Origin of the sequence: Exiguobacterium sp. UBA6282 (assembly GCF_002440475.1) — a bacterium.
Lineage (GTDB): Bacteria > Bacillota > Bacilli > Exiguobacteriales > Exiguobacteriaceae > Exiguobacterium_A.
This window is the reverse complement of sequence record NZ_DJUM01000024.1, coordinates 26,993-39,931: the sequence shown is the minus strand read 5'-3', so window position 1 is coordinate 39,931 and position 12,939 is coordinate 26,993. Positions and strand designations below refer to the sequence as shown.

At 47.6% G+C, this 12,939-nt stretch carries 18 protein-coding genes and 1 riboswitch; of the genes, 6 read left to right on the top strand and 12 right to left on the bottom strand.

Annotation, left to right across the window (positions count from 1 at the left end):
* Positions 1 to 201: 201 nt before the first annotated feature.
* The 3 genes from glcT to B2751_RS07925 form a co-directional block, all read right to left on the bottom strand.
* Positions 202 to 1,059, bottom strand: coding sequence for a glucose PTS transporter transcription antiterminator GlcT (glcT, locus tag B2751_RS07935; RefSeq protein ID WP_035406051.1), 858 nt, complete (start codon positions 1,057 to 1,059; stop codon positions 202 to 204).
* Between the two features lie 101 nt (positions 1,060 to 1,160).
* The gene (locus B2751_RS07930) at positions 1,161 to 1,478 is read right to left on the bottom strand and encodes a YuiB family protein (RefSeq protein ID WP_035406048.1); all 318 of its coding nucleotides are present in this window, start codon (positions 1,476 to 1,478) and stop codon (positions 1,161 to 1,163) included.
* 81 nt (positions 1,479 to 1,559) lie between these two features.
* Positions 1,560 to 2,771 (bottom strand): NAD(P)/FAD-dependent oxidoreductase, encoded by a 1,212-nt coding sequence (locus B2751_RS07925; RefSeq protein ID WP_023469134.1) that lies wholly within the window; start codon positions 2,769 to 2,771, stop codon positions 1,560 to 1,562.
* 243 nt (positions 2,772 to 3,014) lie between these two features.
* Between B2751_RS07925 and B2751_RS07920 the strand changes: the two genes are divergently transcribed.
* Positions 3,015 to 4,013 carry an NAD(P)/FAD-dependent oxidoreductase gene (locus B2751_RS07920; protein WP_290774123.1) on the top strand — a complete coding sequence of 333 codons (999 nt, stop codon included), beginning with the start codon at positions 3,015 to 3,017 and terminating at the stop codon, positions 4,011 to 4,013.
* A 241-nt stretch (positions 4,014 to 4,254) separates the two neighbouring features.
* On the opposite strand, the gene B2751_RS07915 is transcribed toward B2751_RS07920, so the two are convergent.
* The 4 genes from B2751_RS07915 to B2751_RS07900 form a co-directional block, all read right to left on the bottom strand.
* On the bottom strand, positions 4,255 to 4,746 hold the full coding sequence (locus B2751_RS07915; RefSeq protein ID WP_290774120.1) for a GNAT family N-acetyltransferase: 492 nt from the start codon (positions 4,744 to 4,746) through the stop codon (positions 4,255 to 4,257).
* Positions 4,743 to 5,246, bottom strand: a complete 504-nt coding sequence (locus B2751_RS07910; protein WP_290752205.1) for a GNAT family N-acetyltransferase — start codon at positions 5,244 to 5,246, stop codon at positions 4,743 to 4,745. Before B2751_RS07910 ends, B2751_RS07915 begins: the two co-directional genes overlap by 4 nt.
* On the bottom strand, positions 5,243 to 6,109 hold the full coding sequence (locus B2751_RS07905; RefSeq protein WP_290774118.1) for an NAD-dependent epimerase/dehydratase family protein: 867 nt from the start codon (positions 6,107 to 6,109) through the stop codon (positions 5,243 to 5,245). Before B2751_RS07905 ends, B2751_RS07910 begins: the two co-directional genes overlap by 4 nt.
* Positions 6,110 to 6,227: 118 nt before the next feature.
* On the bottom strand, positions 6,228 to 6,578 hold the full coding sequence (locus tag B2751_RS07900; protein ID WP_029342414.1) for a HesB/IscA family protein: 351 nt from the start codon (positions 6,576 to 6,578) through the stop codon (positions 6,228 to 6,230).
* A gap of 111 nt (positions 6,579 to 6,689) precedes the next feature.
* A riboswitch (FMN riboswitch) is annotated at positions 6,690 to 6,832 on the top strand.
* 154 nt (positions 6,833 to 6,986) lie between these two features.
* On the opposite strand from B2751_RS07900, the gene B2751_RS07895 reads away from it, so the two are divergent.
* On the top strand, positions 6,987 to 7,553 hold the full coding sequence (locus B2751_RS07895; protein ID WP_029342415.1) for an ECF transporter S component: 567 nt from the start codon (positions 6,987 to 6,989) through the stop codon (positions 7,551 to 7,553).
* 76 nt (positions 7,554 to 7,629) lie between these two features.
* Here the strand turns inward: B2751_RS07895 and B2751_RS07890 are convergent, their stop codons facing one another.
* A complete protein-coding gene (locus B2751_RS07890; protein ID WP_023469141.1) occupies positions 7,630 to 7,863 on the bottom strand; it encodes a YuzB family protein in 234 nt (77 codons plus the stop codon).
* 92 nt (positions 7,864 to 7,955) lie between these two features.
* Here B2751_RS07890 and B2751_RS07885 point away from each other — a divergent pair, with 92 nt between their 5' ends.
* Positions 7,956 to 9,008 (top strand): NAD(P)/FAD-dependent oxidoreductase, encoded by a 1,053-nt coding sequence (locus B2751_RS07885; protein ID WP_035406037.1) that lies wholly within the window; start codon positions 7,956 to 7,958, stop codon positions 9,006 to 9,008.
* A gap of 41 nt (positions 9,009 to 9,049) precedes the next feature.
* On the opposite strand, the gene B2751_RS07880 is transcribed toward B2751_RS07885, so the two are convergent.
* Positions 9,050 to 9,346, bottom strand: a complete 297-nt coding sequence (locus tag B2751_RS07880; protein WP_290774114.1) for a DUF1462 family protein — start codon at positions 9,344 to 9,346, stop codon at positions 9,050 to 9,052.
* A gap of 109 nt (positions 9,347 to 9,455) precedes the next feature.
* On the opposite strand from B2751_RS07880, the gene B2751_RS07875 reads away from it, so the two are divergent.
* Positions 9,456 to 9,683 carry a NifU family protein gene (locus B2751_RS07875; RefSeq protein WP_012371190.1) on the top strand — a complete coding sequence of 76 codons (228 nt, stop codon included), beginning with the start codon at positions 9,456 to 9,458 and terminating at the stop codon, positions 9,681 to 9,683.
* A 42-nt stretch (positions 9,684 to 9,725) separates the two neighbouring features.
* On the opposite strand, the gene B2751_RS07870 is transcribed toward B2751_RS07875, so the two are convergent.
* Entirely contained in the window at positions 9,726 to 10,490 is a 765-nt protein-coding gene (locus B2751_RS07870) for a TIGR01457 family HAD-type hydrolase (protein ID WP_023469144.1), read from the bottom strand.
* A 6-nt stretch (positions 10,491 to 10,496) separates the two neighbouring features.
* Complete coding sequence (locus B2751_RS07865; RefSeq protein WP_290752216.1) at positions 10,497 to 10,940, bottom strand: DUF86 domain-containing protein; 444 nt, start codon at positions 10,938 to 10,940, stop codon at positions 10,497 to 10,499.
* A 151-nt stretch (positions 10,941 to 11,091) separates the two neighbouring features.
* On the opposite strand from B2751_RS07865, the gene glpX reads away from it, so the two are divergent.
* Both glpX and B2751_RS07855 read left to right on the top strand, forming a co-directional pair.
* Positions 11,092 to 12,072 (top strand): class II fructose-bisphosphatase, encoded by a 981-nt coding sequence (gene glpX, locus B2751_RS07860; protein WP_035406031.1) that lies wholly within the window; start codon positions 11,092 to 11,094, stop codon positions 12,070 to 12,072.
* A gap of 35 nt (positions 12,073 to 12,107) precedes the next feature.
* A complete protein-coding gene (locus B2751_RS07855) occupies positions 12,108 to 12,383 on the top strand; it encodes a DUF3055 domain-containing protein (RefSeq protein ID WP_023469147.1) in 276 nt (91 codons plus the stop codon).
* 35 nt (positions 12,384 to 12,418) lie between these two features.
* On the opposite strand, the gene B2751_RS07850 is transcribed toward B2751_RS07855, so the two are convergent.
* The gene (locus B2751_RS07850; protein ID WP_214727844.1) at positions 12,419 to 12,865 is read right to left on the bottom strand and encodes a general stress protein; all 447 of its coding nucleotides are present in this window, start codon (positions 12,863 to 12,865) and stop codon (positions 12,419 to 12,421) included.
* Positions 12,866 to 12,939: the final 74 nt, after the last annotated feature.

The window sequence follows — 12,939 nt, the reverse complement described above, 5'->3', positions numbered from 1 at the left end:
TCCTGTTAAGAGCGAAGTATGATGAATAATGCCAATGATTGAGACGAAAAAAGTCAGACATCTGACCGTTTTTTTACAGAAAAAAATCAGGCACGAGCGGATTGTAGACAATAGACTTATCCCGTTGCATAACGGAAATAAAGCTTCTTGCCCGACATCCCACTCATGCCTGATCGTATCAGTAACACGTAGTCCGTGCGGTCATTTACCTGAATCGTACTGCACTAAGCGTTGCAGATGCATCGTAAGATACGTCGCCTCACCGCGCGGTACCGCTTTCTTCAACTGACGTTCCATGATGGACATCAGCTCCCAAGCAGTATCATAGCATAGCGGATATTCTTCACGCAATAGCTTTTCTACTTTTTCTGGAGCCTCTAGATACTCCCCATTGGAAACCCTTTCAATCGCTGAACGAAGGTGCCGAATCAGACGCTTGTAATCAAGCGATTTTCGGTCGATTTTAATCTCCAGTCGCTGTTCGATATGACTAGCAATTAAACCGACGAGCTGATGATGGCGGTTAACTTCAAGTACGTCTTTGAAGTTCGTCGCAGAATGAATATGAAGTGCAATGAATCCTATCTCGGCTGGAGGCAGGTAAAAATTCATCTCGGCACTGATGAACTCGACGATTTCTTCTGCAAGTGCGTACTCTTCCGGATACAAGGCTTCCGTTTCGGCAAGAAACGGATTGGTTACTTCCATTCCTTGTTCCAGTCGTTTGAACGTAAACGTCAAATGATCCGTTAATCCGATATGGATATGTTCATCGACTTTTTTTCCAAACCGTGTCTCGATCATTGAAACGATTTCATTCATCAACGCGATGAAATTTTCATCAAGGTGACCGACGAGCGCCTTATATTGATCCTGTTCTTCTTTATCCTTCAACGTGTAGACTTTTTCCAACTTGTCGAGATCTGTCAGTTGATCGCCTGGCTTCCGACCGAAGCCAATCCCTTTCGCGAGGATAATGACTTCCTGATTCGCACCAGTTGAACAAATGACGACATTATTATTCAATACCTTGATAACGTGGTACATTTGTTTATCCATTCGCTCTCAACCCAATCTGCTCTTACACATTTATTTAAAGACATTGTTTTTATTATAACGGTTTTTCAAGCACGAAAAAAGCCTACTTACTCAAGTAGACTTTAAAACATTTGGTAACCGCTCTTACGCAAGAAGCGAATCGATAGACCGGCGATGATGATTCCAGCAAACCCAGCTGCGAACATCGTGATATCCGCTGCCTGCAGTCCAGCAATCCGGTCCCCAAGATTCGGAATCGCTTCACGAGCATTCGTGAAGTATTCGAGCGTTGATTGGTTATCGATCATCATGATGAGGATGATCGGATAGAGTACGAGCATCACCCATGTACTCCGTAACAACATGTTTAAAATGAATCCGATACTAAAGAACATGACGAGATAAAGCACACTCCCGATCACGGCTTGAATGATATGCATACTGTTCCCCCTTTGAATCTCTTCTAGTATAACCGACAAAAAAGGCAAATGCACGAGTGTACATTTGCCTAAAACGTGAACTTAGAACTTCCCTTTTTTGATCGCAAGACCAAGTTTTTTCAGTTCAAAGAAGTGTTTGTTGTCGATGACTTTTTTCATGAACGATGCGTTACGACCGTAAATCTTCTTACCGAAGACCATGCCGATACCGTCCTTGTGACCAAGTGAAGCGACCGTTCCTTTGTTCTCGTACGTGAACGTCGATGTTTGACGACCCGCGATGAGTGCTGCGATGTTCTCAGCGACTTTGTGTGCTTGTTGTGTCGCGATTTGTGCAGTTGGTGGGTACGGACGGTTCGAACTTGGATCCATGACTGCTGAACAGTCACCGATCATGAAGACGTTATCGTGTCCTGGAACACGAAGATCTTCTTCGACGACGACACGGTTACGCATCGCTTCGAAACCAGATGCTGCAACGACAGGGTTACCGCTGACGCCACCTGTCCAGATGATCGTACTTGCTTCGATCGTTTCAGTCGTGTCGCCTTGAAGCGGACCGAACGTGACGCTTCCTGGTCCACATTCCTTGATACCGTTACCGAGTTTGAACTCGACGCCTTGGCGCTCAAGCCATTTGTGTGCGTAGTTGACGAGATCAGCATCGAATCCTGGAAGGACTGTTGGTGCTGCCTCAATGTTAACGACACGAACGAGTTCGCGTGGGATATCATATTGTTTGCACAGTTCTGGAATACGGTTGACGAGTTCACCCATGAACTCGATTCCTGTGAATCCAGCACCACCAACGACGATCGTCAAGAGTGAACGATCTTGTGATCCTGTTGTTTTGTACTGTGCGAATGAGTAATCGATATGTTCCTTGATTTTACGGACGCTGTTCAACGAGCTGATCGTTAATGCGTGTTCCTTCAATCCTTTGATACCGAATGTTTCAGGAACGCCACCGAGAGCAACGACGACGTAATCGTAAGGAACTGTTCCGCCATCTTGTAAAAGAACCGTTTTAGCAGCCGTGTCGACTTTCTCAACTATCCCTTTGACAAGTTTGACGCGTGACGGGTTGATGACATCATTGATGTAGATGCGTGCTTGCTCCGCAGACATCGTACCTGCAGCTGGTTCATGCAACCAAGTTGTTTGGTAATGATAGTCGTGTTTATTAATCAACGTGATGTTCGCTTGATCGACGCCGAGTTTCTTTTGAAGGTTGACTGCTGTGATCAATCCACCGTAGCCCGCTCCAAGAATAACAATGTTAGGTGTGTTCATGTTCTGATACTCCTTACGAATCGTAGTTTTGTTGTGATTTTCTTCACATTCAATTACAGACGAATGTTCAAAAACTTTGTTCAAATAATGTTCACATGTCTATAAGCCTATTGAAACACTTTTTAAGAATGATTGCAAAAGAAAAATGTAATTTCCTTTAAAAAAATGTGAGATGTTCCGTACTTGCACCTGAACCCCCTACTTCCTATATAATAGACCTATCCAATGCTAGGAGGGAATCAGATGTACCAACCATATGATGTCACGATCATCGGCGGCGGTCCGGTAGGACTGTTCACCGCGTTTTATTCAGGAATGCGCCAGATGAAGACGAAGGTCATCGAGAGTCTACCTCAATTAGGTGGTCAACTCGCTACGCTTTATCCTGAAAAATATATATACGATATCGCCGGTTTTCCAAAAGTAAAAGCGCAGGAACTAGTCGATCGGCTACTTGAACAAGCGAATGAATTTGATCCGACGTATGTGCTCGGTGAGACAGTCATCGCTTATGAACAGATGGATGATGGGATCATCCGCCTCGTCACGAACAAAGGCGAGCATTATACGAAGACCGTCATCTTGACAGCAGGGAACGGTTCGTTCGCTGCGCGCCCACTCGGTGTCGCGGACGCGGAACGCTTCGAGGAAACAAACTTGCACTATTTCGTCAACGACATGGAACGTTTCAAGGATCGTCAAGTCGTCCTGCTTGGTGGTGGCGATTCAGCAGTCGACTGGTCATTGATGCTTGAACCGATTGCGAAATCTGTCACGCTCGTCCACCGTCGCGATAAGTTCCGTGCCCATGAACATTCGGTCGAACTATTACATGACTCATCCGTTAACGTCATGACGCCGTATACGCTCGAATCGGTCACAGGTGAGACGCACATCGAGACGATGACGTTCAAACATGCTGAAAGTGGCGAAGTCGTCGTCGTTGCTACTGACGATGTCGTCTGCAACTTTGGTTTCGTCTCGTCACTTGGGCCGCTCAAAGAATGGGAAGTCGAGTTCGAACGCAATTCGATTCGCGTCAACTCGAAGATGGAGACTGCGATTCCAGGCGTCTTCGCTTGTGGAGATATTGCGACTTACGAAGGACGCGTCAAATTGATCGCAACAGGCTTCGGTGAAGCACCGATTGCCGTCAACCAGGCGAAACTTCTTGTCGATCCATCGGCTCGTCACCCGCAACACTCGACGAGTCTGTTCGAAAAAGTAACGAATCATTCTTGAGATAAATGAATGGCTGCAAACAAATAAGAGGTCGAATTCTGGATAACATACCGGAGTCCGACCTCTTATTTTGATGGAATCACACCTAGGACGTGACCAAACATCTTTGACTCCTACAGGAAAAGGAAGCACGATGTGTGCTTCCGTCAGGGATAAGGAAGACCCGACAGATCACATGGAATGGGAACTGGCGCGGCTTACATCCCGCCTGAGGAAAGCGAAGATGTTGAAACGTCCGATTTCATACGAATGATCTTTTAACAGGCATCCGGTAAACCCGCTGCACGAGTTCCACCCCACCACGCTTAATCATCGATTCTTCGAAGAGCTGACCGCCGAATCGCTCGTAAAACTGGCACGCCGGATTATCCCGCAAGACAGAAACCTGCATTGCCTCGTATTCCGCCAAGTCCTCGATGATACGTTGAAACAATGCCTTCCCGAGCCCCTGCCCTTGAGAAGCTCGCAAAACATAAATCGCGTAGAGTTCTCCTTCACGCGCATCCCTTCGATTTGGTCCACCTTGCGCGAAGCCAACGACTTCGTCTTCTAACTCCACAACATACACGCGCTGATCGACTAACGTCTGCTCCCATTGTTTCGTCCGTTTCTCGTACGACAACTGTGCTAAATAAGAATCAGGGATGATCCCTTGATACGTCTCCCGCCAGGCATCGATATGAACGCGCGCAATGGTCGACGCATCTTCAAGACGTGCTTCACGAATTCTCATAACGGGATAATGAAGCGACGTGTCTCGCGTCCATTGCGAACAGTTGGTTCGATTTCCTGTCCGCCGTTCGCTAAGATGACACGACGTGATGCGAGATTATCAACACCACACGTCAATAGTACTTGATCAAGTCCACGCTGACGCGCTTCTTCAAGCGCAAGCTGAAGACCTGTCGTCGCATACCCTTTCTGACGCTCGGATGGTCGGATCCCGTATCCGATATGTCCTCCATACAACTTCAAGTTCTCCGTTAAATCATGCCGGAAGTTCAATGCGCCGACAATTCGTTGTCCATCGACCATCCAGTACGTCGAATGCGTGACAAGACCTTCTCTGACTGTCGTTTCCATTTCTTTAAGCTCCGCGAAATAGGTAGCGAGCGGTTCATACGTATCCCCGACCGCTTCCGGTACGATCGTTTCGCCTGACTCTCGCCAGTCTTCTAAAAAGGCACGGTACTCCGTTTCCCACGCAAGAGTTGGTTTCATCAACTGCATCATTGGTGATTGCGCACCTCCTCTTCAATCAAACGATCGAGCCAGTCATCGATATGTTGGAACAGATAGCCCGCTTCTTTCGCAGCTGTCGTATCCATATAGAAATCGCGTTCTGGCGCAAGTGGCGATTCATCCTCTCCTTTTGCGACGATTTGGCTCGTCGTTCCCGCAATACGGTCGATTTTATCCATCAGGTCTTGAATCGATAGGACGCCGTCACTCGCAGCGTTGATCGGTCCTGTCAATTCCGAACGACCACACCATTCAAGAAAGGCAGCGGCTTCGTAACTTGAGATGTAGCCCATCTTCGCATAGTTGTTTTCAGCGATAATCGGACGACCGTCAAGCGCGCGTTTGATATGGAAGACAAGTCGTTCCGTATAATCGTCTGGTCCGAGGACAACAGGAAAACGAACGGCAACGACAGGGAAGGTCGCGCGTTGGAAGAAATAACTCTCCGCTTGGCGCTTTCCTTCGCCATACCCATGTTCCTTCTCAAGATCATATTTCCCGGGAAACGGATTGTAGGCACGTTCCGTGATATTCGCACCACCGTCTTCATAAACAGACATCGTCGACGTCAACACATAGCGTCCGACTTTTCCTTCAAACGCGTCGATCGCGAGCTTTGCTTGATACGGCGTGAAGCAAATGTTGTCATAGATGACATCCCAGTGCTGTTGGCTTAAATCCTTCATCGTACTACTTGACGTTCGGTCTCCTTTGAAAAATGTCAAGCCCTTCGCGACGGGTGGAGTATGCTCACCGCGTGTGACGATCGTCACATCATCCCCCGAATCGGCTAAACGAATTGCTAAGCGTCGTCCGAAATAGCGTGTTCCCCCGAAGATCAATACTTTTCTCATCCTGAAGCCCTCCCTGTTCGTAGTAGCATTCACTCTCTGTAATATTTCGAGTAAACTCAACAAGTCTCCTGTATGAGAGCAACAAAAAAATCGTGGACGATGTCCACGATTGGATTCATTAACAGCCACCTGGTGTCCCGGCATTCGTTGCTGTCCGGAATGATGTTCCGCAACCACACGTTGCGATGGCATTCGGATTCGTGATCGTGAATCCGCCACCAAGCATTGACTGTTTATAATCGATTTCCAGTCCTTTGACGACCGGATAATCCTTTTCGTCCACGATGACGGTCACGCCGTGCTGTTCAAAAACGAGATCCGTTTCTTTTTGTTGATCGAATCCCATTCCGTACGACAGACCACTACATCCACCACCTTGGACGAGCATCCGAAGATTTCGTTCATCTGCTGGTGCCTGCGCCATCATGTCCTGGACTTGTAGCGCTGCTGCCTCCGTTAAATGGATCATGTCATCACCTTCCTTTTCTTTAGTATACGCAACTTCTGAGCGAATCGAAACCTAGTTGCTTGAAACTATCTTGAATTCGTTGTATAAATGGTATGTACAATAAAATAATCGTTCCATCTTCAGGGCAGGGTGAAATTCCCGACCGGCGGTAAACAACTCTTTTTAAGTTGAAGCCCGCGAGCGAATAGGGCGCTATTTGCTGATTCTGTGTAATTCAGGAGCCGACAGTACAGTCTGGATGGGAGAAGATGGCGGCATGAGTTTGAATTTGATCGATTTTGCAATAATCGATTAGGTTTATTTAATGCGGACTTCTCCCCTGTTGATCTGATCAATAGGGGTTTCTTTATGGTCGCAGTCATGCCAATACTTCATCGAGAGGAACGAGCAAAAGGAGACAATACTCGTATGAAACGCACACAAAAAATGGTCACTCTGTCAATGTTAGGTTCAATCTCATTTGTTCTTATGCTTATCAATTTTCCACTACCGTTCTTACCAAACTATCTGAAGATCGACTTCAGTGATGTTCCTGCTCTTGTCGCAGCGATCATGTTCTCACCGGTCGCAGGTGTCATCGTCGAAGCATTGAAGAACGTGTTATACTACATCTTCCGCGGAAGTGGTGTTCCGGTCGGAGAATTCGCGAACTTCGCTGCAGGCGTCGCATTCGTACTACCTGTCAGCTGGTTCTACCACAAAAAGAAATCAACACAAGGTCTCGCAACTGGTCTCGTCGCTGGTACGATCACGATGGCACTCGGTCTTGCGATCCTCAACTATATCTTGATCCTTCCAGCGTATGCATGGTTCCTCGGTATGGATTACATGGCGGATCCAGCTGTCAAATGGACAGCGATCACTGCCGGTATCTTACCGTTTAACGTCATCAAGGCTTTGTTCATCTCGGCACTCTTCATTCCATTGTTCTTGAAACTACGCCCATGGATGATGCGCCGCCAACAATCTGCCTGATCCGAAAAGCTGCGCCCGCTGACGGACACGAATCCCCTCGTTCAGACGAACGAGGGGATTTTTTGGCTGTCCATGCTCACAGCTCATTCTCTTCGATTTTCAGGTAAATCTTTTCAAGCAACTCTTCCGGCGTTTCACCTACGACGGTCTCACCATCTACGAGACAAAAATGGTCAAGCGAACAAATCCCGCAATAACCGAGGCAACCGTATTCGACGACGTCAACATTCGGGTCACGTTCAAGTTGCTCCATGACGACCTGTGTACCAGCCGCTAAGTTACTAATACAAAATTCAATAATCGGATTCACTTTTTTTCCTCCTTCAAGCAGGAAACGACCTGCCTCATGTCGTATTATACAAGGTCAGACTGATTTAGGGGAACTAAGGGGGATTTTACGTTATGAAGCAATTGATCGTACTCGGCGGAGGTTATGGTGGAATGCGGATTTGTGAGCGATTCAAGGACGAGGAAGTTGCCGTCACGCTCGTCGACCGTCTACCGTACCACGCACTCAAAACGGAATACTACGCACTCGCAGCAGGTACATTATCAGATCGGGATGTCCGGATTGAATTTCCGGAGGGGAAACATCTTACCTATAAATATGGACATGTCATCAAAATCTCACCAGAGACGAATACAGTCCATCTGCAGGACGGATCAGAATTATTCTATGATGACTTAATCATCGCCCTCGGTTGCGAGGATAAATACCACAACATTCCGGGTGCTCAAGAATTTACATACAGCATCCAGACACTAGAAGAATCACGGAAGACACAACAAGCGATTTATGGTCTGTCACCGGAATCCGTTGTCTCGATCGTCGGTGCTGGTCTATCTGGTGTCGAACTCGCCAGTGAACTGCATGAGAGCCGGAAGGATTTGACGATTCGTCTATTCGACCGCGGTCCATCCGTCTTGTCGTTCTTATCCGATAAAGTCTCGTCTTACGTTCAGGAATGGTTCGAGGAACATGACGTTGAAGTCATCAACAACTCGAATGTCACGCTCGTCACAGCGGACGATGTGCGAAACGGCGACGATACGTATCCATCCGACTTAACGATTTGGACAGCTGGTACGCAGCCGGTCAAAGTTGTACGCGATCTCGGCTTTGCTGCGGATAGTGGCGGTCGGATCAAATTGACGGAACATCATCACGTACCGGAATACGATAACGTCTTCGTCATCGGTGATTGTGCAAGTCTACCGTATGCACCAAGTGGTCAACTCGCAGAACATCAGGCAGAACAAGTCGTCGATGTCTTACAAGCCAAGTGGCAAGGAAAGAAATTACCGAAGCTGCCAGAAATTAAACTGCGCGGGATGCTCGGTTCACTCGGAAAATCAGATGGTTTCGGAATCGTCATGGGCAAACAAGCACTGACGGGGAAAGTCCCACGTCTCTTGAAGTCCGGTGTCTTATGGAAACACAAAAAGATTAAATGAGCAAAAGAGGTGTCCCAAGCTTTGGGATACCTCTTTTTCGTTCATCCCGCCTGATCCAGCTTCGCATCGATTGCCGCTGTGATCGTCTTGAGTTTGACGTACCCCTCATCAATCATCTCATCATCGAGCACGATCAGTGGATAAAAATAGACATCCTCTTTCAGCGCTTCCGTCCATTGATCTGATGTTGCTGTCACGAAATCAACATAGCGAAGCGTCATCGCTTGCTCATATTTCCGCCCGAGGACGGCTTGTAGCCAACTGAATGTCTCTTCCGAGCTAGGTGCCCCGACACAACTCGGACAGGTGACCGCTGTTCCGTAAACCGTGATTTCCATCTTGAAGTCCCCCTTTTCAATTCACTCCTCTTTAGTATACAAGTTTTCCAGATTGAGAACATTTTTCAACCCTGTTACAATGAAACTATACGAAAGGATGTGTTTACGCATGGAAATGTTTGATCAAGTGAATGAAGTTCTTGAAAAATTGCGTCCGTTCCTTCTTCGTGATGGAGGAGACGTTGAACTCGTAGATGTAGAAGACGGAATCGTAAAACTCCGTTTGATGGGAGCTTGTGGTAGCTGCCCAAGTTCAACAATCACATTGAAGGCCGGTATCGAACGTGCCCTTCTTGAAGAAGTCGCTGGCGTCGTCGAAGTCGAACAAGTCTTCTAATACATGAAATCCCGAACGAATTCTCGTTCGGGATTTTTTGATTCATAGAATCCATTCAGCTAACGTATCAACCATGTATGTCGGTTGACGATCCTGCCCTTGAATGAAGACTGGTGTATGGACGCCAGAATTGACGTGCATCGTCCGGATACCTCCATTGATCCCGAAAAGAATGTCCGTATGGTAGTTGTCTCCGACCATGATGACGTCTTCTTTTGACAGACCAATCATTTCTGTCGCGATATCGACCATGACTGGTTCTGGTTTACCGATGAAGAACGGTTCCTTCTCCGTCGTCACGCGCAGGACGGACGTCAAAGCACCATTACCTGGCAGGAAACCACGTTCGGTCGGAATCGCGATATCACCGTTCGTTGAAATAAACCGGGCACCGGCACGAATCGCAAGTGCACCAACAGCGAGTTTTTCGTACGTGATTTGACGATCGAGACCAATAACGACGTAATCTGCCGCTTCGGTTGCGACGACGTCTAACCCTTCTCGTTCAAGCGCGTCGATCAGTCCTGTTTCTCCGATCGCATAGACGCGCGCTTTTGGTGACAGGTCAGCAATATAACGGCCAGTCGCCATCGCACTCGTCAAAACGTGTTTCGCATCGGAATGAACACCCATCCCGCGTAGTTTCTCTGCCACGGCTTCTGCCGTCATCGACGCGTTATTCGTCACGAACAAGTACGGAATGCCCTCTGCTTGCAGACGATTGACGAAATCGACCGCTTCTTTTACCGGTTCCGTTCCGTTATACATCGTTCCATCTAAATCAAATAAATAGCCTTTTGCCTTCATCCTGACTCACTCCTCGTTTGGTAAAAATGCAGACACCGGTCCGAGTTCTGTCTCGATATACCGGCGAATCGCTTCCGGAAAACGACGTAGTTCTGCTTCCTCTGTCTCAAGTATCGCCCGAATCTCCGCCATACTCGACTGTGTGAATGACCGGACGATCAACGTACGTAACGCAACGAGCTTTTTCAGACTCGTCGCAAGCGGTCCATCAATCACCTTCTCATCTTCTAGGATGAGGATGATATCTTCATAACTTCCCGGATCCCGCATGATGAATCCATCAATCATACTGTTTCCGATATCGATGACACTCTCGATGACTAAAAAACCGATCCGCTCCATAGCCAGTGCCGTCGTCACCGGATCCCCCGTAATTTCCTTACTTTGTCGAAGTGCTGTCTCATAACAGACGACCGTCTCTTCGATTTTTTGACGATTGACGAAATACATCTTCATTCCCCCTCACATTCTCCATTTTATCGTTATCCAGCAATCCTGAAAAGCAGAAAGGTCATTTGCATCACATTCACCAATGTGTTATCCTCAATTTAGATTTTTGCTGAAAATAGTATGTCACATTGGTGACGTGGAGGTTATATACATGGAACGGGAACTCGCACTGGAAATCGTACGCGCTACGGAAGCAGCAGCACTAGCTTCTGCTCAATGGATTGGTCGCGGTAAGAAAAATGAAGCGGATGACGCAGCAACGACTGCGATGCGCGAAGTCTTGAATACGGTCAACATGAACGGAACAGTCGTCATCGGTGAAGGCGAGCTCGACGAAGCACCGATGCTCTTCATCGGCGAACGTGTCGGAACAGCGAACGGTCCAATCGTTGATATCGCTGTCGATCCGCTCGAAGGAACGAATATCGTCGCTAAAGGACTTGGCAATGCGATGGTCGTCATCGCCGTCGCCGATCAAGGCGCCCTGCTCCACGCACCCGATATGTATATGGATAAATTAACAGTCGGACCGAACTTGAAAGGGCACGTCTCACTCGACGACCCGCTTGAAGTCATCATCGAAAAGGCAGCACAATATAACAATAAACGGATCGAGGACGTCACGGTCATCATGCAAGACCGTCCACGTCATGATCATTTCCGCGAAGCAGCAATGCGGATGGGCGCACGCGTCCGTCTGTTTGAAGACGGTGATGTCTCAGCTGGAATCGCACCACTTTCTCCTGCGACAGGAATCGATATCTTCATCGGAACAGGCGGTGCGCCTGAAGGTGTCATCACGGCTGCTGCCGTCAAAGCGATGGGTGGCGATATGCAAGCACGCTTACATCCATTGAACGAAGAAGAAACAGCTCGCGTCATCCGAATGGGTCTAGCGGATCCACTTCAACTCTTAACGCTCGACGACCTGATCAAAAGCGACGACTGCATCTTCGCAGCAACAGGCGTCACGACAGGCGAAATGCTCGATGGCGTGAAGTTCTTGACGGATGATATCGTTGAAACGACATCTCTTGTCATGCGTTCGAAAACACGGACAATCCGAAAAGTGATCGCCGAGCATAGCTTATCGCGTAAACCATACTTGCAAAAAGTCCCCCAAACCCTTTAATCTGAAACAGACGTTAGGGAAATGAGGGAAGCTGAATGATGGAAGAACGTGATTTTTTATACGATGATGTCGAACAAACGAAGACACGCTTCGTCAGTTGGATTGGCGAAGCAAGTCGCTTTGATCTCGCCATTACGCATTCGGAACATTTTTATGGTAAGATTCTCGTCTTGAATCTCTTATCGAATCGGTATGCAATCATCGGCGCGGATGATTTCGATGAACCCGGCTACATCGCAACGGCGTTTGACGTCGAAGACGATGCGGCAACGGAACTCGAAATGTATCTTCGCGCTTATATCGGTCTATGAAAAAAGCCTTCGTCGCGGACGAAGGCTTTTTTGTCTTATAAGAGACGATCGTTTCGTTCATTTAATGTGTTCGGTCCGCTAAAGACATTCGTATTATCTGACTCGTCATGAGCACGGCGCTCTGAATGCTGATCCGCTTCATCACCGACAAGTAACACGAATTGACCGCTTTCGACTGCATGATTCGCACGATCGACGTCTTCCTTCGTCAAGCCACTTCCGTGGATGGCATCTCCATGAGAGACCGATTCATCTTTTTTGAAGATACTCTTGATTTCCTGCCATAGATTACGATGATCTTCCTGCGATAGACGCGTGGATGTCTGTTGGTTGTTTAGATCCGCCAATTCCTCTATTTGTTCGAGATCGTATTTGTCGTGTGCTAAGACTTTTAAATCAGTCGAGACGACACCCGCAACACGGAGATCGTGCACGGCACTGACGACTTCTGGTACGGATGAGTAAATTCCAACGATTCGCATGGATGATTCCTCCTATAGGTACGTGATACTTATAGTAATAGCCGAATTCCTTCCAATAAAAACGCTTTTCTGTA

Bases quoted from the DNA above. Each gene is read 5' to 3' on its own strand.
- glcT (WP_035406051.1), bottom strand. From the start codon at position 1,059: ATGGATAAACAAATGTACCACGTTATCAAGGTATTGAATAATAATGTC.
- B2751_RS07930 (WP_035406048.1), bottom strand. From the start codon at position 1,478: ATGCATATCATTCAAGCCGTGATCGGGAGTGTGCTTTATCTCGTCATG.
- B2751_RS07925 (WP_023469134.1), bottom strand. From the start codon at position 2,771: ATGAACACACCTAACATTGTTATTCTTGGAGCGGGCTACGGTGGATTG.
- B2751_RS07920 (WP_290774123.1), top strand. From the start codon at position 3,015: ATGTACCAACCATATGATGTCACGATCATCGGCGGCGGTCCGGTAGGA.
- B2751_RS07915 (WP_290774120.1), bottom strand. From the start codon at position 4,746: ATGAGAATTCGTGAAGCACGTCTTGAAGATGCGTCGACCATTGCGCGC.
- B2751_RS07910 (WP_290752205.1), bottom strand. From the start codon at position 5,246: ATGATGCAGTTGATGAAACCAACTCTTGCGTGGGAAACGGAGTACCGT.
- B2751_RS07905 (WP_290774118.1), bottom strand. From the start codon at position 6,109: ATGAGAAAAGTATTGATCTTCGGGGGAACACGCTATTTCGGACGACGC.
- B2751_RS07900 (WP_029342414.1), bottom strand. From the start codon at position 6,578: ATGATCCATTTAACGGAGGCAGCAGCGCTACAAGTCCAGGACATGATG.
- B2751_RS07895 (WP_029342415.1), top strand. From the start codon at position 6,987: ATGAAACGCACACAAAAAATGGTCACTCTGTCAATGTTAGGTTCAATC.
- B2751_RS07885 (WP_035406037.1), top strand. From the start codon at position 7,956: ATGAAGCAATTGATCGTACTCGGCGGAGGTTATGGTGGAATGCGGATT.
- B2751_RS07880 (WP_290774114.1), bottom strand. From the start codon at position 9,346: ATGGAAATCACGGTTTACGGAACAGCGGTCACCTGTCCGAGTTGTGTC.
- B2751_RS07875 (WP_012371190.1), top strand. From the start codon at position 9,456: ATGGAAATGTTTGATCAAGTGAATGAAGTTCTTGAAAAATTGCGTCCG.
- B2751_RS07870 (WP_023469144.1), bottom strand. From the start codon at position 10,490: ATGAAGGCAAAAGGCTATTTATTTGATTTAGATGGAACGATGTATAAC.
- B2751_RS07865 (WP_290752216.1), bottom strand. From the start codon at position 10,940: ATGTATTTCGTCAATCGTCAAAAAATCGAAGAGACGGTCGTCTGTTAT.
- glpX (WP_035406031.1), top strand. From the start codon at position 11,092: ATGGAACGGGAACTCGCACTGGAAATCGTACGCGCTACGGAAGCAGCA.
- B2751_RS07855 (WP_023469147.1), top strand. From the start codon at position 12,108: ATGATGGAAGAACGTGATTTTTTATACGATGATGTCGAACAAACGAAG.
- B2751_RS07850 (WP_214727844.1), bottom strand. From the start codon at position 12,865: ATGCGAATCGTTGGAATTTACTCATCCGTACCAGAAGTCGTCAGTGCC.